At 62.4% G+C, this 20,852-nt stretch carries 21 protein-coding genes; 18 read left to right on the top strand and 3 right to left on the bottom strand.

All coding sequences use genetic code 11. The annotated features are described in order from the left end of the window. The first annotated feature begins 10 nt into the window (after positions 1–10). The 6 genes from ABK249_RS23265 (at position 11) to lipA (ending at position 5,450) form a co-directional block, all read left to right on the top strand. Positions 11–1,405 carry a pyruvate dehydrogenase complex dihydrolipoamide acetyltransferase gene (locus ABK249_RS23265; RefSeq protein WP_348864200.1) on the top strand — a complete coding sequence of 465 codons (1,395 nt, stop codon included), beginning with the start codon at positions 11–13 and terminating at the stop codon, positions 1,403–1,405. A 62-nt stretch (positions 1,406–1,467) separates the two neighbouring features. Beyond that, positions 1,468–2,106: an SGNH/GDSL hydrolase family protein gene (locus ABK249_RS23270; protein ID WP_348864201.1), complete on the top strand. Its 639-nt coding sequence runs from the start codon at positions 1,468–1,470 to the stop codon at positions 2,104–2,106. An 86-nt stretch (positions 2,107–2,192) separates the two neighbouring features. Next, the gene (locus ABK249_RS23275) at positions 2,193–2,459 is read left to right on the top strand and encodes a YdcH family protein (protein ID WP_037155035.1); all 267 of its coding nucleotides are present in this window, start codon (positions 2,193–2,195) and stop codon (positions 2,457–2,459) included. A gap of 80 nt (positions 2,460–2,539) precedes the next feature. Then, positions 2,540–3,985 carry a dihydrolipoyl dehydrogenase gene (gene lpdA / locus ABK249_RS23280; RefSeq protein ID WP_348864202.1) on the top strand — a complete coding sequence of 482 codons (1,446 nt, stop codon included), beginning with the start codon at positions 2,540–2,542 and terminating at the stop codon, positions 3,983–3,985. Positions 3,986–4,201: 216 nt separating this feature from the next. Further along, positions 4,202–4,447: a GlsB/YeaQ/YmgE family stress response membrane protein gene (locus ABK249_RS23285; RefSeq protein ID WP_227702750.1), complete on the top strand. Its 246-nt coding sequence runs from the start codon at positions 4,202–4,204 to the stop codon at positions 4,445–4,447. Positions 4,448–4,475: 28 nt separating this feature from the next. Next, the gene (gene lipA, locus ABK249_RS23290) at positions 4,476–5,450 is read left to right on the top strand and encodes a lipoyl synthase (RefSeq protein ID WP_037155086.1); all 975 of its coding nucleotides are present in this window, start codon (positions 4,476–4,478) and stop codon (positions 5,448–5,450) included. Between the two features lie 23 nt (positions 5,451–5,473). On the opposite strand, the gene ABK249_RS23295 is transcribed toward lipA, so the two are convergent. Then, positions 5,474–5,659: a hypothetical protein gene (locus ABK249_RS23295; RefSeq protein ID WP_037155363.1), complete on the bottom strand. Its 186-nt coding sequence runs from the start codon at positions 5,657–5,659 to the stop codon at positions 5,474–5,476. A 286-nt stretch (positions 5,660–5,945) separates the two neighbouring features. Here ABK249_RS23295 and ABK249_RS23300 point away from each other — a divergent pair, with 286 nt between their 5' ends. Then, on the top strand, positions 5,946–6,530 hold the full coding sequence (locus ABK249_RS23300) for a P-loop NTPase family protein (protein ID WP_348864214.1): 585 nt from the start codon (positions 5,946–5,948) through the stop codon (positions 6,528–6,530). Between the two features lie 9 nt (positions 6,531–6,539). After that, positions 6,540–6,995: a type II toxin-antitoxin system RatA family toxin gene (locus tag ABK249_RS23305; protein ID WP_348864203.1), complete on the top strand. Its 456-nt coding sequence runs from the start codon at positions 6,540–6,542 to the stop codon at positions 6,993–6,995. On the opposite strand, the gene ABK249_RS23310 is transcribed toward ABK249_RS23305, so the two are convergent. After that, a complete protein-coding gene (locus ABK249_RS23310) occupies positions 6,986–7,504 on the bottom strand; it encodes a CinA family protein (protein WP_348864204.1) in 519 nt (172 codons plus the stop codon). The genes ABK249_RS23305 and ABK249_RS23310 overlap by 10 nt on opposite strands. After that, positions 7,501–8,724: a bifunctional 2-C-methyl-D-erythritol 4-phosphate cytidylyltransferase/2-C-methyl-D-erythritol 2,4-cyclodiphosphate synthase gene (locus ABK249_RS23315; RefSeq protein WP_037155097.1), complete on the bottom strand. Its 1,224-nt coding sequence runs from the start codon at positions 8,722–8,724 to the stop codon at positions 7,501–7,503. The genes ABK249_RS23310 and ABK249_RS23315 overlap by 4 nt, the downstream gene beginning before the upstream one ends. Before the next feature lie 154 nt (positions 8,725–8,878). Here ABK249_RS23315 and dusB point away from each other — a divergent pair, with 154 nt between their 5' ends. From dusB to ABK249_RS23365, 10 genes are all read left to right on the top strand, one after another. After that, positions 8,879–9,898, top strand: a complete 1,020-nt coding sequence (dusB, locus tag ABK249_RS23320; protein WP_348864206.1) for a tRNA dihydrouridine synthase DusB — start codon at positions 8,879–8,881, stop codon at positions 9,896–9,898. Continuing rightward, positions 9,895–11,055: a two-component system sensor histidine kinase NtrB gene (locus ABK249_RS23325; protein WP_037155103.1), complete on the top strand. Its 1,161-nt coding sequence runs from the start codon at positions 9,895–9,897 to the stop codon at positions 11,053–11,055. The genes dusB and ABK249_RS23325 overlap by 4 nt, the downstream gene beginning before the upstream one ends. Further along, positions 11,052–12,503 carry a nitrogen regulation protein NR(I) gene (gene ntrC / locus ABK249_RS23330; RefSeq protein ID WP_037155105.1) on the top strand — a complete coding sequence of 484 codons (1,452 nt, stop codon included), beginning with the start codon at positions 11,052–11,054 and terminating at the stop codon, positions 12,501–12,503. Before ABK249_RS23325 ends, ntrC begins: the two co-directional genes overlap by 4 nt. Positions 12,504–12,835: 332 nt before the next feature. After that, complete coding sequence (locus tag ABK249_RS23335) at positions 12,836–15,124, top strand: sensor histidine kinase NtrY-like (protein ID WP_348864207.1); 2,289 nt, start codon at positions 12,836–12,838, stop codon at positions 15,122–15,124. Continuing rightward, positions 15,114–16,478, top strand: coding sequence for a nitrogen assimilation response regulator NtrX (gene ntrX, locus ABK249_RS23340; protein ID WP_037155107.1), 1,365 nt, complete (start codon positions 15,114–15,116; stop codon positions 16,476–16,478). The genes ABK249_RS23335 and ntrX overlap by 11 nt, the downstream gene beginning before the upstream one ends. Before the next feature lie 35 nt (positions 16,479–16,513). Beyond that, a complete protein-coding gene (trkA, locus tag ABK249_RS23345) occupies positions 16,514–17,890 on the top strand; it encodes a Trk system potassium transporter TrkA (RefSeq protein WP_348864208.1) in 1,377 nt (458 codons plus the stop codon). Positions 17,891–17,920: 30 nt separating this feature from the next. Further along, entirely contained in the window at positions 17,921–18,784 is an 864-nt protein-coding gene (locus ABK249_RS23350; protein WP_348864210.1) for a D-amino-acid transaminase, read from the top strand. Positions 18,785–18,889: 105 nt separating this feature from the next. Then, positions 18,890–19,132, top strand: a complete 243-nt coding sequence (gene hfq / locus ABK249_RS23355; protein ID WP_037155370.1) for an RNA chaperone Hfq — start codon at positions 18,890–18,892, stop codon at positions 19,130–19,132. Between the two features lie 74 nt (positions 19,133–19,206). Beyond that, a complete protein-coding gene (gene hflX / locus ABK249_RS23360) occupies positions 19,207–20,559 on the top strand; it encodes a GTPase HflX (protein ID WP_348864211.1) in 1,353 nt (450 codons plus the stop codon). A 142-nt stretch (positions 20,560–20,701) separates the two neighbouring features. Then, positions 20,702–20,852, top strand: a 151-nt coding sequence (locus ABK249_RS23365; RefSeq protein WP_348864215.1) for a helix-turn-helix domain-containing protein, incomplete at its 3' end; no start/stop codon positions are given.

Below are 20,852 nucleotides of genomic sequence, written 5' to 3' on the forward strand. Positions count from 1 at the left end.
GGGCGTTTCGATGCCGATCAACATCACCATGCCTGCCCTTTCGCCGACCATGGAAGAGGGCAACCTTTCCAAGTGGCTGGTCAAGGAAGGCGACAAGGTCAAGTCCGGCGATGTGATCGCCGAGATCGAAACCGACAAGGCGACCATGGAAGTGGAAGCCGTCGATGAGGGCACCGTTGCGAAGATCGTCGTCCCGGCCGGCACGGAAGCGGTCAAGGTCAACGCCCTGATCGCGATCCTCGCCGGAGAAGGCGAGGATGTTTCGGCTGCCGCGTCTTCTGGCGGTGGAGCTGCCCCTGTGCCGAAGGCCGAGGCCGCCCCTGCGCCGAAGGCGGAAGCCGCTCCGGCCCCGAAGGCTTCCGAGACCGCTCCGGCACCTGCCGCCCCGGCACCCGCTGCCGCCCCGGCACCCGCTGCCGCCCCGGCATCGGCCCAAAGCGGCACCGGCATCGGCAATGGCTTGTTTTCCTCACCGCTCGCCCGTCGCCTCGCGAAGGAAGCCGGTATCGATATTTCCGCCGTTACCGGCTCCGGTCCGCATGGCCGTGTCGTCAAGGCCGATGTCGAGAAGGCCGTCGCCTCTGGCACCGGAAAGGCCGCTCCGACAACTGCTCCGCAAGCTGCACCCGCTGCCGCGCCGGCCATGGCAAAAGGCCCGTCGGACGACGCCGTGCTCAAGCTGTTCGCGGAAGGCTCCTACGAGCTTCTGCCGCATGACGGCATGCGCAAGACGATCGCCGCTCGGCTCACCGAGTCGACGCAGACTGTCCCGTCCTACACCGTCTCGATGGATTGCGAACTCGACGCGATGCTGAAGCTGCGCGCCGAGATCAACGCCTCAGCCCCGGTGAAGAAGACCGAGAAGGGCGACGTTCCGGCCTTCAAGCTGTCGGTCAACGACTTCATCATCAAGGCGATGGCGCTGGCCCTGCGCGATGTGCCGATGGCGAACGCCTCCTGGACCTCGACCGCCCGCGTCCTGCACAAGCATTCGGACGTCGGCGTGGCCGTATCGATCCCGGATGGTTTGATCACCCCGATCGTTCGCAAGGCGGAGGAGAAGGCATTGTCCGTCATCTCCAACGAGGTGAAGGACCTTGCCAAACGCGCCCGTGACAAGAAGTTGAAGCCGGAAGAATACCAGGGTGGCACCACGTCGGTGTCCAACCTCGGCATGTTCGGCGTCTCCTCGTTCACCTCGATCGTCAACCTGCCGCAGGCCTCGATCGTCTCGATCGGCGCCGGCGTCGAAAAGCCGGTCGTTCGGGGCGGCAAGATCGAGGTGGGCACGGTGATGACGGCGACCTTCGCCTTCGACCACCGCGTCATCGACGGCGCGCTGGGGGCGGAGCTTGCTTCCGCCTTTAAGCGCTACATCGAAAACCCGATGGCGATGCTGGTGTGATGGACTTTCCCTCCCCCTTGCGGGGAGGGTGTCCGCGTGAGGGGGAAACCAGGAGTGCGTCGATGAAAACCGTTCTCTGCTATGGCGATTCTCTGACCTGGGGCACGGACGCCGAAACCGGCGGCCGCCATGCCTTTGAGGACCGCTGGCCGAGCGTGCTTGCGGCCGCTCTTGGTCCCTCCGTGAATGTCGTGGCCGAGGGGCTCGGCGGCCGCACCACCGCTTATGACGACGGGCTTGGGGATTGCGACCGCAACGGCGCGCGCCTGTTGCCGACGATCCTGCATACCCATGGCCCATTGGATCTGGTGATCATCATGCTCGGCACCAACGACATGAAGCCGATGATCCACGGCACGGCGATCGGCGCGCGACAAGGGATAAAGAAGCTCATCAGCCTCATTCGTTTCCATGATTGGACGCGGGAATGCGAGCCGCCGGAAATACTGATCGTATCGCCACCCAGCCTCTGCGAAACGGCCAATCCGCTGACCGGTGCTCTCTACAGGGGAAGCATCGAGGAGTCGGCAATGCTTGCTTCGCTTTACCGTGATCTCGCCGACGAGATGAGTTGCGGTTTCTTCGATGCGGGCTCGGTTGCGAAAACGACGCCGATCGACGGCATCCATCTCGATGCGGATAATACCCGCGCGATCGGACGGGGTCTGGAGCCCATCGTCCGGATGATGCTGGGGCTCTGATGGAAACGAGGGATTGATCGGGGTCAAGGAGTAGCGGAATGGAATGGTTCTAGCATTTCCCGGATTGTCCAACGGAGGTCTGGGAAATGTCGAACACACCACACCATCTCGCCGAAGAATTTCCGGAATATGCCGTCCAGATGCGCCATCTGCGTGAGAGGGACGGACATTTTCACCGGATATGCAGTGACTACGAGGATGTGAACCATCAGATCCACAAGGCCGAGACGAATATCGAGCCATGCGACGACATCCGCATGGAGGAAATGCGAAAGCGGCGCCTCGCCTTGAAGGATGAAATATACGGGATGCTGACGCGGGCCGAACCGGCAGCCGAAAAACTCGGCGAATAGGGGCCAAGCTTCACTCCCGGAAGAACAAGGGCAGGGCTGCGGCAGCAGCCTTTGCCGGCTAGACAAGGAGTGAAGCGCCTATGGCCAATGCTTACGACGTCATCATCATCGGATCCGGTCCGGGCGGATATATTGCCGCCATCCGCGCCGCGCAGCTTGGCATGAAGGTCGCGGTCGTGGAGCGCGAGCATCTGGCCGGCATCTGCTCCAACTGGGGCTGCATCCCGACCAAGGCGCTGCTGCGTTCGGCCGAAGTCTTCGAATACGCAAAACATCCGGGCGATTACGGCGTGAAGATCGAAGGCTCGGTGACCGCCGACCTGAAGGCGATCGTCGCCCGCTCGCGCGGCATAGCGCACCGCATGAACAATGGCGTCGCCTTCCTGTTCAAGAAGAACAAGGTCGATATCATCTGGGGCGAGGCGAAGATCACCAAGCCCGGCGAGATCGTCGTCGGCAAGCCGACCAAGAAGCCGGTCGAGCCGATCGGCCCGATCCCGAAGAACACGCTCGGCGAAGGCACCTATACCGCCAAGCATATCATCGTCGCGACCGGCGCCCGCCCGCGCGCGCTTCCCGGCATCGAGCCGGACGGCAAGCTGATCTGGACCTATTTCGAGGCGATGAAGCCGGAGGAAATGCCGAAATCGCTGCTGGTCATGGGCTCGGGCGCGATCGGCATCGAATTCGCCAGCTTCTACCGGACACTCGGCGTCGACGTCACCGTCGTCGAGATCATGAGCCAGGTCATGCCGGTGGAAGATGCGGAAATCTCCGCCCTTGCGAAGAAGCAGTTCGAGCGGTCAGGCATGAAGATCCTGCTCGAAGCCAAGGTCGCCAAGGTCGTGAAGGGCGCCAACTCGGTCACCGCGACGATCGAGCTCAAGGACGGCAAGACGCAGGAGATCACAGCAGACCGGATGATCTCCGCCGTCGGCGTACAGGCCAATATCGAAGGCATCGGCCTTGAGGCTGTCGGCGTGAAGACCGACCGCGGCTTCATCGTCATCGACGGCTACGGCAAGACCAGCGTGCCGGGCATCTATGCCATCGGTGACGTCGCCGGTCCGCCGCTGCTCGCCCACAAGGCCGAGCACGAGGGTGTCATCTGCGTCGAGAAGATCGCCGGCCTCCCTAACGTCCATCCGATGGACAAGTTGAAGATTCCCGGCTGCACCTATTGCCACCCGCAGGTCGCCTCGGTCGGTTTGACCGAAGCAAAGGCGAAGGCCGAGGGCCGCGACATCCGCGTCGGCCGTTTCCCCTTCGTCGCCAACGGCAAGGCGATCGCACTCGGCGAGGACCAGGGTCTCGTCAAGACGATCTTCGACAGGAAGACCGGCGAACTTCTCGGTGCCCATATGGTCGGCGCGGAAGTCACCGAACTCATCCAGGGCTTCGTCGTCGCCATGAACCTGGAGACGACGGAAGAGGAATTGATGCACACGATTTTCCCGCATCCCACCATTTCGGAGACGATGAAGGAAAGCGTGCTCGACGCCTATGGAAGGGCATTGAATGCCTGATTGGGATCGCCCCTCACCCTGACCCTCTCCCCGCCAGCGGGGAGAGGGGACGTGCCACGTGCTAGGCCGAAGAGAGACGGCGGCGGCGCGGCATATACCTTCTCCCCGCTCGCGGGGAGAAGGTGCCGGCAGGCGGATGAGGGGCCTTTCGGTTCTATTGTAGATAGATGGGCAACCGCCCATATTTCTTGGACTTGGTCTGGACGGGAGAAAAACATGGGTATCGGTTGGATTGCAGCGATCATCATCGGCGGCGTGGCCGGCTGGCTTGCCGGCATCCTGATGGACCTCCGGTTCGGCGTCTTGATGAACATCGTGATCGGTATTGTCGGCGCGGTGATCGCCAACGCCGTCTTCGAGAGCGCCAATATCCATGTCGCTGGCGGATGGCTGGGTTACCTGGTGCAGGGTTTCGTGGGCGCCTGCATTTTGCTATTCGTTGCCAAACTCGTCAGGCGCTGAAAAAGCACGCGGTTGAAAGCAGGTTTTTATGGTCACCATTCTCGATACGATCGGGTCCAGCGAGGAAAAGCGCGTCCGCCATCCGGAAAAGGCGCATCGGCCCGATACGGAAGTGCTGCGCAAGCCCGAATGGATTCGTGTGCGTGCGCCGGTTTCGAAAGGGTATGCGGAAACCCGCTCGATCGTGAAGGAAAACAAGCTGGTGACGGTCTGCGAGGAAGCGGGCTGCCCCAACATCGGCGAGTGCTGGGACAAGAAGCACGCCACCTTCATGATCATGGGCGAGATCTGTACCCGCGCCTGCGCCTTCTGCAACGTCGCGACCGGCAGGCCGAACGCGCTCGACATGGATGAGCCGGAAAACGTCGCCAAAGCCGTCCGGCAGATGGGCCTGTCCCACGTCGTCATCACCTCGGTCGACCGTGACGACCTGGACGATGGCGGTGCCGAACATTTCGAGAAGGTGATCTTCGCGATCCGCGCCGCGTCTCCGATGACGACCATCGAGATCCTGACGCCTGACTTCCTGAAGAAGCCCGGCGCGCTGGAGCGCGTCGTCGCCGCCAAGCCGGACGTCTTCAACCATAACCTGGAAACCGTGCCCGGCAATTACCTGACGGTTCGCCCGGGTGCGCGCTACTTCCACTCCGTCCGCCTGCTGCAGCGGGTGAAGGAACTGGACCCGACCATGTTCACCAAGTCGGGCATCATGGTGGGGTTGGGCGAGGAGCGCAACGAAGTGCTTCAGCTCATGGACGACCTGCGCACGGCGGACGTCGATTTCCTGACGATCGGCCAGTACCTGCAGCCGACCCGCAAGCACCACAAGGTGGAGCGCTTCGTCACGCCGGAGGAGTTCAAGTCCTACGAGACGGTCGCCTATACCAAGGGTTTCCTGATGGTGTCTTCGAGCCCGCTGACCCGGTCCTCGCATCATGCGGGAGACGATTTCGCCCGCCTCAGGGCTGCACGTGAGAAGAAGCTGCTGGCTGCCGCCGAATAAGCGGCAGTCACGTTTTCTGCTCTTTATTCGGCCGCCTCGACCTTTTCGTGCTTGTCGTGACCGCGCCTGCGGTCGCGCAGGATGAATCGGTGACCTCGCGCTTCGGCCTTTGCCATTTCAATCAGATAGACGAGCATTGGAAGCTGGTTCATGTCGGCGAGCTGCTTTGCGGATTCGAGCAGCTTTATCATCTGTGAGAAATCGTCCATGGATGCTTCTCTTTCGGGTGCGTCCGGTCTTCTGCTGATTGAATATTCCATTGTACGTGTTCGCTACAGCGGAACATTACAACCGGATGAATCCTAGATTAAATTTTCTTAATCCGAATAATGCCCGGCGATTGTCGGATCGGCTGCCTGACCAGACTACCGTGACGTATTCGGCGGACTTCTATAATATTCTCTGCGCGATATTGAAATCCTCCTGTCATCATCGGCGGCTAATGCCGCGTTCTGTGGGGTCGGGCCTGATTCTCGGGGGGAGCTTATCATGGACATGAAATCGGGCTCGAATGTGATCCGCTACGTGGGGATTGCAGAGGCCGCCGACAAGGTCCGGCATGCGGATCGCATCCTGGTCGTCGGTTGTTCCGGCGGCGGAAAATCGACGCTCTCCCAGAAGATTGCCCGCCGTTTCGGCCTCGTCTATCTCTCGATTGATCGCGACGTGCTGTGGCTGCCTGGCTGGGTGCAGCGGGAAAGGGGCGAGCAGCGCCGCATCATCGAGAAGCTGATCCTTCAGGATCGCTGGGTCATGGATGGCACCAATTCCTCCACCTTCGATATCCGCGTGCCGCGCAGCGATATCGTGGTCTGGGTGCGCATGCCGCGGCTGGTCAACGTCTGGGGCATCTTGAGCCGCTGGATGAGACATTGGGGCCGCACGCGGCCGGACATGGCTCCCGGCTGCCCTGAAAAGATGGATTGGGAGTTTTTTCAGTTCGTCTGGACCTGGGAGGAGAAGTTCAGGCCGCGTGTCTTGGCCGGCCTGGAGGAACATGCGGGCGACAGGCCGGTGCTGGTGTTGAAATCGCGGGCCGATATGCGGGAACTTCTTGATCTTGTCGGAGCTCACGCTTAACTGGGTCTCATGCCCAAGTTCGAAATCCGCCGCCCCGTCAAGCATAGCGCCGATGAAATGTACGCGCTCGTTGCCGATATCGAGAAATATCCGCAATTCCTGCCGCTTTGCGAGGCGCTGGCCATCCGCTCCAGCAAGGAGCGTGATGGCAAGATCTTGCTCGTTGCCGATATGACGGTGGGCTACAAGGCGATCCGCGAGACTTTCACCACCCAGGTCCTGCTCAATCCGCCGGAGCGCGCCATCGACGTGAAATATATCGAAGGGCCGTTCAAGTATCTGGAAAACCGCTGGCGTTTCGAGCCAACCGCGGACGGTTCGCCGGACGCCTGCGTGGTGCATTTCTTCATCGACTACGAATTCAAGAGCATGATTTTAGGCGCGCTGATGGGCTCGATGTTCGACCGCGCCTTCCGAATGTTCGCCGAAGCCTTCGAAACGCGGGCGGACAAGGTCTACGCCTGACGCTTTTTCATGCCGAAGGCGGCCTCGACCAGCATTTCCAGTGCCGTTCCGACAGTCGCGAGTCTGATTTCGGTCCGGCCGATATCGCCGTAACGCATTTCCCGGTGCAGGATCGTTCCCGATCGGCTTTGGGCGGCGAGATGCACGAGGCCTACCGGCTTTTCCGATGTCCCCCCGCTGGGGCCGGCAATCCCCGTCACCGCAACGGCGACAGACGCGCGCGAGCGAAACAGCGCGCCATGCACCATCTGCAGCGCCGTTTCCTTCGAGACTGCGCCATGGGCGAACAATGTGGCCTGCGTGACGCCGAGCATGTCCGCCTTCGCCTCGTTCGTATAGGTCACGAAGCCGCGGTCGACGACGGCGGACGAACCGGAAATCTCCGTCAGTGCGCCTGCGATCAGCCCTCCCGTGCAGGATTCTGCGGTCGCGACCATCAGGCCTCGAGCGGTGAAGTCGACAACGATCTTGCGCGCCTGCTCTTCGATATCGCCGGGAAAGAGGCTCATGCGGTTTCCCCGCGATAGACGACAGTGGCGGTGGCAATCGCCGCGATGCCCTCGCGGCGGCCGATGAACCCTATCTTCTCATTGGTTGTGGCCTTCACCGAGCAGCGGTCGACCGAAATGCCGAGGATGTCTGCCAGGGTCTCGCGCATCTTCTGCCGATGCGGGGCGATCTTCGGCGCTTCGGCGATCAGCGAGATGTCGGCGTTCATGATCGTGCCGCCGCGTTCGCGAACGATCTTTGCCGCATGGTCCAGGAAGATCTTTGATGGCGCGCCGCGCCACCGCATGTCCGACGGTGGGAAATGGTCGCCGATATCGCCGGCGCCGCAGGTGGCGAGCAGCGCGTCGGTCAGCGCATGCAGGGCGACATCCGCATCCGAGTGGCCGCTGAGCTTCTGGTCATGGGGAATGAAGACGCCGCAGAGTGTCACACCGTCGCCCGGTTCCAGTTGATGCACGTCGTAGCCGTTGCCGGTGCGCACATCGGGAAGGAAGTTGGCGGGAAGGGTGCTCTGCGAAAGCTTTTCGTCGGCCATGGCGATATCCCGCTTGACGGTGAGCTTGATGTTGTCGACCGAGCCTTCGACCAGCGTTACGGTCAGGCCGGCCCATTCGGCGATCGAGGCATCGTCGGTGAAATCCTCGCGGCGAAGTGCCGCCGCTTTCTCATGCGCGATACGGATTGCGGAAAGGTGGAAGCTCTGGGGTGTCTGGGCGGCGTAGAGCCCGGCGCGCGGCACGGTTTCGTGCACCAGCCCATCGGAACCGCCACGCTTCAGCGTGTCGGTGACGGGGATTGCCGGCAGCACGCCTTCCTGCCCCTCGTCGAGCGCTTGCGCCACGCGGTCGAGGACGTCCCGGTCCACGAAAGGCCGCGCCGCGTCGTGGATCATCACGTGTGTCGCATCGGTGCCGGATAATGCCCGGAGGCCTTCATAGACGGAGCGCTGTCGGGTCTCGCCGCCGAATGTGGTGATGACCCGCTCTGCTCCCGGAAGCTTGCCGCATGCTTCGGCAAACAGAGCCTCGTCGTCCCGATGGATGACGACCACGATCGGGCCGCTGCGGGGCCATGTGAGAAACCGTTCCAGCGTATGGGTGATGACCGGCCGCCCACCGATTCGCCGGTACTGTTTCGGACCATCCTCAAGCGAGCCGGCCCGCTCGCCACGGCCTGCTGCGACGATGACGATACCGATTGTCATGGTTCTGTCGTCCATCGGCCGTAACCCGTTTGCGTTTCCTCAAGGATTGACAGCGGGAGAACTATAGACTCAAAAGCTCCATTTCCAGCAGCCCGCCCAAAAATAACGCAGTTCCGGAATTGCTCTTGGCAAACGCTCAGGAACTGAATAAAAATAGTGCAAAACTCTCATGTGCCCGAAAGATCATCACTTGCGTTTCCAGGATCTTGCCAAGCCTTTCCAGATCGGGCCTGTCGCCATTCGCAATCGCGTCGCCCTGGCGCCGATGTCCGGCGTGACCGACCTGCCGTTCAGGCAGCTTGCCTGGCGTTTCGGCGCCGGCCTTGTTGTGACCGAAATGGTGGCAAGCCGAGAGCTCGTCATGAACCGCGGCGAATCCTGGGCGCGGCTGAAAGGCGCGGGCATTTCGCCGCATATGGTTCAGCTTGCCGGCCGCGAGGCGCACTGGATGGCAGAAGCGGCGAAAATCGCGGCCGATAACGGCGCCGACATCATCGACATCAACATGGGCTGTCCGGCAAAGAAGGTGACGGGCGGTTATTCCGGCTCGGCGCTGATGCGCGATCCCGATCACGCCCTGTCGCTGGTCGAGGCGACCGTCAATGCCGTCAAGGTGCCAGTGACGCTGAAGATGCGTCTCGGTTGGGACGAAAATTCCATCAATGCGCCTGAGATCGCCCGCCGCGCCGAAGAGGCCGGGGTTCGGCTCGTGACGATCCACGGCCGCACCCGCATGCAATTTTATGAGGGCCGGGCGGATTGGGATGCGATCCGGCTTGTGCGTGATGCCGTCTCCATCCCGCTGATCGCCAATGGCGATGTCGAATCGCCGGAAGATGCCGCCGAGATACTGGAGCGTTCCGGCGCCGATGCCGTCATGGTCGGCCGCGGCGCGCAAGGGCGCCCCTGGCATGTGGGCTGGCTCGCCGGCCATGCGCCGCCGCAGCAGGACGGGGTGGCCGGCCTCGTCATCGAGCATTACGAGGCGATGCTGGCGCTTTACGGCCGCGAGGCAGGGCTGCGTCATGCCCGCAAACATCTCGGCTGGTATCTCGATCGTTTTGCGTCGGACCTGCCCGTGGAAGAAAAGGCTGCCATCATGATCTCGAAAGACCCGGCCGACGTCTCGCGCCGGATGATTGCCGCGCTGTCCGGCGAAGCCTTCGTGGCACGCAAGGAGGCCGCATGACGAAGTCGCCAGGGTCGAACAATGGGCAGAATGCCGCGAACGGCAATGCGCTCGCCATGGCCGTCCTGAATTCGGTGCAGAACCCGGTGATCCTGGTCGATGCGGCAGGCCGGATCGCCTTCGCCAATTGGGAGGCGGAAGCCTTTTTCGGCTCCAGCGCCGCCCATCTGGCGAAGAACAGGATCTCCACGTTCATTCCTTTCGGCAGTCCGCTCCTGGCGCTGATCGATCAGGTGCGCGAGCGCAAGGCGCCGGTCAACGAGTATCGTGTCGATCTCTCCTCGCCGCGTCTCGGCCAGGACAAGCTGGTGGACCTCTATGTCGCCCCGGTGGTGAGCGAGCCGGGCTCGGTGGTGATCGTCTTCCAGGAGCGGTCCATGGCCGACAAGATCGACCGCCAACTCACCCATCGTGCAGCGGCCCGGTCCGTGACGGGGCTCGCCTCCATGCTGGCGCACGAGATCAAGAACCCGCTTTCCGGCATCCGCGGCGCCGCCCAGCTCCTGGAAACCTCCGTGCAGGACGAGGACCGCGCGCTGACCCGCTTGATCTGTGACGAGACCGACCGCATCGTCTCATTGGTCGACCGCATGGAGGTCTTCTCCGACGAACGCCCGGTGGATCGGGTGCCGCTCAACATCCATTCGGTCCTCGACCATGTGAAGGCAGTCGCCAAGGCCGGTTTCGCGCGGGAAATCAAGATCACCGAATTATACGATCCGTCGCTGCCGCCGGTCTATGCCAATCGCGACCAGCTCGTGCAGGTCTTCCTGAACCTCATCAAGAATGCGGCGGAAGCGATCGGCGACCAGCCGGACGGCGAGATCATGCTGACGACGGCCTACCGTCCCGGCATCCGGTTGTCCGTCGCGGGAACGCGGGAGAAGATTTCGCTGCCGCTCGAATTCTGCGTGATCGACAATGGCCCCGGCGTTCCCCCGGATCTGCTGCCGCATCTTTTCGATCCCTTCATCACCACCAAGACGAACGGTTCCGGCCTTGGCCTTGCGCTGGTCGCCAAGATCATCGGCGCGCATGGCGGCATTGTCGAATGCGACAGCCAGGCGCGCCGCACCACGTTCCGGGTTCTGATGCCCATGCATAAGGAAGAGGCCGGCGACGGCCGCGCTTTGAACTCCACAGGAAGTGAAAAATGACTGCCACGATCCTTGTCGCGGACGATGACGCGGCGATCCGCACCGTGCTGAACCAGGCTTTGACCAGGGCGGGCTACGAAGTACGCATCACCTCCAATGCGGCGACCCTCTGGCGCTGGATTTCGGCCGGTGAGGGGGACTTGGTCGTCACCGATGTCGTCATGCCGGACGAGAACGCCTTCGACCTTTTGCCGCGCATCAAGAAGGCACGGCCGGAGCTGCCGGTTCTCGTGATGAGCGCCCAGAACACCTTCATGACGGCCATCAAGGCTTCGGAGAAAGGCGCCTACGACTACCTGCCGAAACCCTTCGACCTGACGGAGCTCATCGCCATCATCGGCCGCGCGCTTGCCGAACCGAAGCGCAAGCCTGCCCGTCTCGACGACGACATGCAGGACGGCATGCCGCTTGTCGGCCGTTCCGCCGCCATGCAGGAAATCTACCGCGTCCTCGCCCGCCTCATGCAGACGGACCTGACGCTGATGATCACCGGCGAATCCGGCACCGGCAAGGAGCTCGTCGCCCGGGCGCTGCACGATTACGGCAAGCGCCGCAACGGGCCGTTCGTGGCGATCAACATGGCGGCGATCCCGCGCGACCTGATCGAGTCGGAGCTTTTCGGCCATGAGAAGGGCGCTTTCACCGGTGCGCAGAACCGCTCGACCGGCCGCTTCGAACAGGCCGAGGGCGGCACGCTGTTTCTCGACGAGATCGGCGACATGCCGATGGACGCACAGACGCGCCTGCTGCGTGTCCTGCAGCAGGGCGAATATACGACGGTTGGTGGCCGCACCCCGATCCGCACCGATGTCCGTATCGTCGCGGCGACCAACAAGGATCTGAAGCACCTCATCAACCAGGGTCTGTTCCGCGAGGACCTCTATTATCGCCTGAACGTCGTGCCGCTGCGCCTGCCGCCGCTGCGCGACCGCGCCGAGGATATTCCGGACCTCGTCCGCCACTTCATGCAGATGGCCGAGAAGGAGGGGCTGGACGCCAAGCGCTTCGACAACGAGGCGCTGGACCTCATGAAGGCCTATGCCTGGCCGGGCAACGTGCGCGAGTTGGAAAACCTGGTGCGCCGCCTGATGGCGCTTTATCCGCAGGACGTCATCACTCGCGAGATTATCGAGGCGGAATTGCGCTCGGACGTGCCGGACAGCCCGATCGACAAGATGGGCGCCCGCACCGGCTCGCTCACCATCGCGCAGGCCGTGGAAGAGAACATGCGATCCTATTTCGCGAGCTTTGGCGACGGCCTGCCCCCGCCCGGCCTCTATGACCGCGTCCTGACAGAGATGGAATATCCGCTGATTCTCGCGGCGCTCACCGCCACCCGCGGCAATCAGATCAAGGCGGCGGACCTGCTCGGCCTTAACCGCAACACGCTGCGCAAGAAGATCCGCGAACTCGGCGTGTCCGTTTATCGCAGTTCCCGCAGCGCCTGACACCTGGAATTTGTCTCTCGTCCTGGCCCCCTCGCCGCAAGCGCGGAGAGGGCCGGGAGTTCGCAGCTTGCGTCCTTCTCCCCGTCTGAACGGAAAAAAGGTGCCGGTAGGCGAATGACGGATAAACCTTGTTCCCGGCTTCTTGACACCCTTGGCCCATCGTTGCATTTTCGCCACAAAGCGTTGCTTAAAGGTCACGCAGGACTTGGTGAATCCTCGACGGAATGGCGGCCGGCGAGAAGATGAATCGGGCGTTTTCCAGGAAGTTGTTAGTGCTTCACCCGGTCTGACCGGGCCGAAGCGATCGACCCGCGAGGATTGGAGTGGATTCGATGACGGATGGCGTGAAAGCGCCCGAGGCCGATAGCGATCCGCCAGGGATCGAACTGGCAGCCTCGGCCCAGGACCGGCGTGCGTCGTTTGCGCTTCCCGGTCTCCTGCTGGCGAGCGGCGCGCTGATCTGTGCGACGCTGACGCTCTTCGTGCTCCTGGGCCTGACGCCGATTGCGCCGACCACCAATGTCGTCATCGCCTCGGCCGTCGTCAATTCGCTTTTCATCCTGGGCTTGATGTACCTGATCGGCCGTGAGGTCGCGCGGCTGCTGAAGGCCCGCAATCGCGGACGCGCCGCTGCCCGCCTGCACGTCCGCATCGTGGTTCTCTTCTCGATCGTGGCGATCACGCCGGCCGTGCTCGTGGCGATCTTTGCCAGTTTGACCCTGAATGTCGGCCTCGACCGCTGGTTCTCGCTGCGCACCCAGTCGATCGTGCAGTCCTCGCAGGATGTCGCCCGCGCCTACATGCTTGAGAATGCCAGCTATCTTCAGGGCCAGACGGTGTCGATGTCGAACGACCTCGAACGCAATCGCGCGATGTTCTATCTCGATCGCACCGGGTTCGTCGAGCTGATGACGCGTCAGGCGCGTGGTCGCGGCATGCTCGGCGCCTTTCTGGTGCAGGAGGACGGCCAGGCGATCGTCCAGGCAGATATCAAGACGGAAAAGCCGCTGCCGGCGATCCCCGAGGACGCGCTGAAGTCCGCAGCCGCAGGCCAGCCGACACTGATCCCGCCGGGCATCACCAATCTCGTCGGCGCCGTCATCCGGCTTGATGCCATTCCGGGCTCCTTCCTCTACACGATCCGGGCGGTTGATCCGAAGGTCATCTCGGCCATGCGGCTCATGGAGGAGAATACCGCCGAATACCAGCAGATGGAGGCGGGACGCACATCGCTGCAGATAGCATTCGCGGTGCTTTATCTCGGCTTCGCCCTGATCGTGCTGCTTGCGGCGATCTGGACGGCGATCGCGGTGGCCGACCGTATCGTGCGGCCGATCCGGCTGTTGATCAGTGCGGCCGATAACGTCGCGGCCGGCAATCTTAACGTCGTGGTGCCGGTGCGGGCGGCGGATGGCGATGTCGGCAACCTGTCGCGCACCTTCAACAAGATGATTTCGGAAATCCGCAGCCAGCGCGACGAGATTCTCGAGGCAAAGGATGAGGTCGACGATCGCCGTCGCTTCATCGAGGCCGTGCTTTCGGGCGTCACCGCAGCGGTGATCGGGGTCGAGGAGGACCGGCGAATCACCATCGTCAACCCTTCCGCGGAGGATGTTCTCGGTGCCCCCGCCGAAAAGCTGATCGGCGAGAAGCTGCAGGATGTCGCCCCCGAGGTTGACCAGGTACTGACGGAGGCCAGGACGCGCGCTCGTGCTGATTTCCGCAAGCAGGTGAACCTGATGCGCGGTGGCAAGGAGCGGACGCTGTCCGTCCAGGTCACGCGCGAGGAGCAGCACGCCGCGCATGAATCCTACGTGGTCACGCTCGACGACATCACCGATCTCGTCATCGCCCAGCGTTCGACCGCCTGGGCGGATGTGGCGCGGCGCATCGCGCACGAGATCAAGAACCCGCTGACGCCTATCCAGCTTTCGGCCGAGCGCCTGAAGCGCCGCTATGGCAAGCAGATTGCCGAGGATGACCGTGCCGTCTTCGACCAGTGCACCGATACGATCGTGCGTCAGGTCGGTGATATTGGCCGTATGGTCGACGAATTCTCCGCTTTCGCACGCATGCCGAAGCCCACCAAGGAGGAGGCGGATCTGCGTGATATCCTGCGGGACGCGATCTTCCTCAGGGAGATGGGCACCTCCCACGTGGAATTCATCCGCGAACTCGGCGAAGAGCCGCTCCGGGGCATGTTCGATACGCGCATGCTCGGCCAGGCTTTCGGCAATCTGATCAAGAACGCTGTGGAGGCGATCGAGTCGGTGCCGAGCGGCGATGAGCGCGACGGCCGCAAGATCAAGGTGCGCTCCGTCTTCGATGCGGCGCGCGAGGCCTATGTCGTCGACGTCATCGACAACGGCAGCGGCCTGCCGAAGGAGAACCGGCATCGCATTCTCGAACCCTACATGACCATGCGCGAAAAGGGCACGGGTCTTGGGCTCGCAATCGTCAAGAAGATCATTGAGGAACACGGCGGGCAGCTCGAATTGCACGACGCACCCGCCGATTTCGATCATGGCAAGGGCGCCATGATCAGGGTTCTGCTGCCGCATGTACAGAAGGCAGTGGTTCCCGGGACGGACAAAAACAAGGAATTGGCTTATGGCGTCTGATATTCTGGTCGTGGATGATGAGGCAGATATTCGGGAAATCGTTTCCGGCATTCTGTCCGATGAGGGGCATGAGACCCGCACCGCGCATGATAGCGACAGCGCGCTTGCCACGATTTCGGATCGCGTGCCGCGGCTCGTTTTCCTGGACATCTGGATGCAGGGATCGAAGCTCGACGGGCTTGCATTGCTCGACGAGATCAAGAGCCGCCATCCGGAGCTGCCGGTGGTCATGATCTCCGGCCACGGCAATATCGAGACGGCCGTTTCCGCGATCAAGCGCGGCGCCTTCGACTTCATCGAAAAGCCGTTCAAGGCGGACCGATTGATCCTGATCGCCGAGCGGGCGCTCGAAAATTCCAAGCTGAAGCGCGAGGTGACCGAACTCAAGAAACGGGCTGGTGATGCGGCGGAACTGGTCGGGACATCGGTTGCCGTCTCGCAGCTTCGCCAGACGATCGAGAAGGTGGCGCCGACCAACAGCCGCATCATGATCCTTGGCCCGTCGGGTTCCGGCAAGGAGCTCGTGGCGCGCATGATCCACAAGAGGTCGGCACGGTCCGGCGGGCCGTTCGTGGCGCTGAACGCCGCCACGATCACCCCGGACCGGATGGAAGTGGCGCTTTTCGGCACCGAAGGCGGTCCCGGCCAGCAGCGCAAGATCGGCGCGCTGGAAGAGGCCCATCGCGGCATTCTCTATCTCGATGAAGTGGGCGAAATGCCGCGCGAGACGCAGAACAAGATCCTGCGCGTGCTGGTCGACCAGCAGTTCGAACGCGTCGGCGGTTCGAAGCGTGTCAAGGTCGACGTCCGCATCATCTCGTCGACTGCGTATAATCTCGAAAATCTCATCGCCGACGGCTCGTTCCGCGAGGATCTCTATCACCGCCTCGCCGTGGTTCCGGTCAAGGTTCCGGCGCTGGCCGAGCGCCGCGAGGATATCCCGTTCCTGGTCGACATGTTCATGCGGCAGATTTCCGAACAGGCCGGCATTCGCCCGCGCAGGATCGGTGAGGATGCCATGGCCGTCTTGCAGGCGCATGACTGGCCGGGCAATATCCGTCAGCTCCGCAACAACATCGAGCGGCTGATGATTCTCGCCCGCTCCGATGGCCCCGACACGCAGATCTCCGCCGATATGCTGCCGACCGACCTGGGCGACATGCTGCCCAAGGTGGCGGGCAAGGGTGATTACCACATCATGACCCTGCCGCTGCGTGAAGCGCGCGAGATGTTCGAACGCGATTATCTCATCGCCCAGATCAACCGTTTCGGCGGCAATATCTCCCGCACGGCCGAGTTTGTCGGCATGGAGCGTTCCGCCCTTCACCGCAAGCTCAAGTCGCTTGGCGTCTGATCCATGGAAGTCCCCGCTGGAAAGGTCCTCGACCGATGAAAGTCATCATTTGCGGCGCAGGGCAGGTGGGCTACGGCATCGCCGAACAGCTGTCGCAGGAAGACAACGACGTCTCCGTGATCGACACTTCCGCAGCCCTGGTTGCGGCGATCACCGAGACACTCGATGTGAAGGGCTATGTAGGCCACGGAGCGCATCCGGATACGCTGGAAAAGGCGGGCGCCGAGGATGCCGACATGATCATCGCCGTGACGCTTTATGACGAGGTCAATATCGTCGCCTGCGAGGTGGCGCACGCGCTGTTCTCCGTCCCGACCAAGATCGCCCGTATCCGTGCCCAGAACTATCTGAAGCCGGAATATGCCGATCTCTTCAACCGCCAGAACATGTCGATCGACGTGACGATCTCGCCGGAGGTCGAGGTCGGCAAGATGGTGCTGCGGCGTATCTCCTTTCCCGGCGCCACCGACGTGGTCCGTTTCGCCGAAGACCAGATTGTCATGGTGGCGATCGAGTGCATGGAGGATTGCCCGGTCATCGCGACGCCGTTGCACCAGCTCTCTGCTCTCTTTCCGGATCTGATGGCAACGGTCGTCGGTATTTTCCGCAACGGCGGGCTGACGGCCGCTCGCTCCGCCGACCAGCTGGAGGTCGGCGACCTCGCCTATGTCATCTGCTGCCGCGAGCACATCCGCCGCACGCTTGGCCTTTTCGGCCACGAGGAACAGGAAGCGCGGCGCATCATCATCGCCGGTGGCGGCAATATCGGGCACTATGTTGCCCAGATGATCGAGGAGCATCAGCCGAGAACGCGGCTGAAGATCATCGAAAGCAACCGGGAAAGGGCCGTGGCGATTTCCGAACAGCTTCGCAACACGATCGTGCTGCACGGTTCGGCGCTCGATCAGAACATCCTGATGCAGGCGGATATCCAGGATACCGACCTGATGGTGATGCTGACCAACAGCGACCAGATCAATATTCTCGGCGCGGTATTGAGCAAGTCCCTCGGCTGCAAGTCGAACCTGGTGCTGATCAATTCCACCTCGCTCCATCAGATCACCGATTCCGTCGGCATCGACGCGCAGATCAATCCGCGCGCGGTGACCGTTTCCCGCGTTCTGCAGCATGTCCGCAAGGGCCGGATCCGCTCCGTCTATGCGGTGCAGAAGGGCGCGGCGGAAGTGATCGAGGCGGAGGCGCTCGAAACCTCGCCGCTGGTCGGCCGGCCGTTCCGTGACCTCGACCTGCCGGACGGCATCCGCATCGGTGCGATCTATCGCGGCGACACCGTCATCCGCCCGGATGGCGATACCAGGATCAAGGCGCGCGACCGGGTCGTGCTCTTCGCGACCGCCGATGCCGTGCGCGACGTGGAACAGCTTTTCCGCGTTTCCATCCAGTATTTCTGACCAGCATTCTGAAAGAGCAGGGGACATTTGATGTCGAGGATTGCCTATGTGAACGGACAATATGTCCGCCATCCCGAAGCCGCCGTGCATGTGGAAGACCGCGGATTCCAGTTTGCGGACGGCGTCTACGAGGTCTGCGAAGTGCGCCAGGGCATGATCGTCGATCTGACGCGGCATCTGAACCGCCTCGACCGGTCCCTCCGCGAACTGAAGATGGCATCCCCGATGAGCCGCGCGGCCCTGACCTTCGTGATCCGCGAGGTGCTCCGCCGCAACCGGGTCAGGAATGGCATCTTTTATCTGCAGGTGACGCGCGGTGCCGCCCGCCGCGACCATTATTTCCCGGCCCCCGATACGCCGCCGACCATAACGATCACCGCCAAAAGCACCGACCCGTCCGTGGCGGCGAAGAAATACGCCAATGGCATCAAGGTTATCACTGTGCCGGAAAACCGCTGGGACCGTGTCGACATCAAGACCGTCGGACTTCTGCCCAACGTACTCGCCAAGCAGCAGGCGAAAGAGCAGGGTGCTCAGGACGCCATCTTTGTCGATCGCAACGGCATTGTCATGGAAGGAGCCTCCTCCAATGTCTGGATCGTCACGCCTGAGGGTGAACTGGTCACGCGTCCCGCGGAGCATGGAATCCTGAAGGGAATCACCCGCACGACGCTGATGGATGTCGCCGCGACGCTCGACCTCAAGGTCGCGGAACGTGAGTTCAAAATCGAGGAAATGATGGCGGCCCGCGAAGTCTTCTTCACGTCGGCAACCGGCATCTGCGTCCCGATCGTTGAGATCGACGGAAAGCCCATCGCCAACGGCCATCCGGGCACCGTGTCGGCAAGCATCCGTGACGCCTTTTTCGACATTGCGGAAAAGACGCCGATTTGATAACCAGACGTGAGGGGAAGGGAATACGAGGGCATTTCCCGGTCGTCTCTCACCAGCTTGATCATGATCCCGGCCCTTGCCGGCAAAAAAGAAAGAAGCGGCGCTATGGCGGAACGTTCTCAGAACCTGCAGGATTTATTTCTTAATACCGTTCGCAAGCAGAAGATTTCCCTGACGATATTCCTGATCAACGGGGTGAAGCTCACAGGCGTTGTCACTTCTTTTGACAACTTCTGCGTCCTTCTTCGTCGTGACGGCCACTCTCAGCTCGTGTATAAACACGCGATCTCGACCATCATGCCGGGCCAGCCCATGCAGATGTTCGAAAGTGAAGAGAACGCCGCTTAAGGACGAACGAAATCACAACGCGCGACACTTCGAACGAATCGCTTGTTCCTGAGTCCGAAAGGCTCCGGGACGATATGCGTGCGGTCGTGGTGGTGCCGGTCCTCAAGCAGGCAAGGCCCCAAGGGGGACATAGGGCCGGGCAGGGTGATTCGCCCGCGGCACCGGTGCCGCAGCGGTCCAGCGAGGCCCGCCTCGACGAGGCGATCGGACTGGCCAAGGCAATCGACCTGACGGTGGTCGAGGGTCTCATCGTGCCCGTCGGCCAGCCGCGCCCGGCGACCCTCATCGGCACCGGCAAGATCGAGGAGATCAAGGCGCTGCTCGACGCGAAGAACGCCGGGCTCGTCATCGTCGATCATCCGCTGACGCCGGTGCAGCAGCGCAATCTCGAAAAGGAATGGAACGCCAAGGTCATCGACCGCACGGGCCTGATCCTCGAAATCTTCGGCCGCCGCGCCTCCACCAAGGAGGGCACGCTGCAGGTCGATCTGGCGCATCTCAACTACCAGAAGGGCCGCCTCGTGCGAAGCTGGACCCACCTGGAGCGCCAGCGGGGCGGCGCGGGCTTCATGGGTGGTCCCGGCGAAACCCAGATCGAGGCCGACCGTCGGCTCCTGCAGGAGCGAATCGTGCGGCTGGAGCGCGAACTGGAACAGGTGGTCCGCACCCGCCAGCTTCATCGCGCCAAGCGCCGCAAGGTACCGCATCCGATCGTGGCCCTGGTGGGCTACACCAATGCCGGCAAGTCGACGCTCTTCAACCGCATCACCGGTGCCGGCGTGCTGGCCGAGGATATGCTGTTCGCGACCCTGGACCCGACGCTTCGCCGCATGAAGCTGCCGCATGGCCGCACGGTCATCCTGTCCGATACGGTCGGCTTCATCTCCGACCTGCCGACCCATCTGGTCGCCGCTTTCCGCGCCACGCTGGAAGAGGTGCTGGAGGCCGATCTCATCCTGCATGTGCGCGACATGTCCGACCCGGACAATGCTGCCCAGGCCTCCGATGTCCTGCGCATCCTTGCCGATCTCGGCATCGGCGAGAAGGAAGGGGCCGAGCGCATCATCGAGGTCTGGAACAAGATCGACCGGCTCGACCCCGAAGCGCACGAGGCGATCGCCGAGCGCGCTGCCAGCCGCAAGAACGTCATGGCGGTGTCGGCGATTACCGGCGAGGGCATCGACGCCCTGATGGAGGAGATCGCAAGACGCCTTTCCGGCGTTCTGACCGAAACCACCATCACCATTCCGCCGGACAGGCTTTCGCTGGTCTCGTGGATCTACGGCGATGCCGTCGTTGACGACCGGAAGGACAATGACGACGGCTCCGTCACGCTCGACGTGCGGCTGACCGAGCGTCAGGCTGCCGATCTGGAACGCCGGCTCGGCAACGCCCCGAAGCCGGTGAAAGAGGATTGGGAGCGTTAGTCAGCTGCCGCTGCTTTTCCCCTCACCAACAAAATCTATGACTTAGCTAGAGCGGGATGAATTTAGGCGGAATCGGCATGGGGATTCCCTTTTGTGAGCAAATCAGATTCACCATTCAGGCCGGTGCAGGAGGCCGGCCAGGATGGCGAGACCCTTTTCGGATGACCTTAGGGACCGTGTTGTTGGTGCAGTGACGCGCGATGGGCTGTCCTGTCGGGCGGCGGCGAAGCGCTTCGGCATCGGCATCAGCACGGCGATCGATTGGGTACGGCGCTTCCGTGAGACGGGCAGCG

This window comes from Neorhizobium phenanthreniclasticum, assembly GCF_040066075.1.
In the GTDB taxonomy this organism is placed as follows: domain Bacteria; phylum Pseudomonadota; class Alphaproteobacteria; order Rhizobiales; family Rhizobiaceae; genus Neorhizobium; species Neorhizobium petrolearium.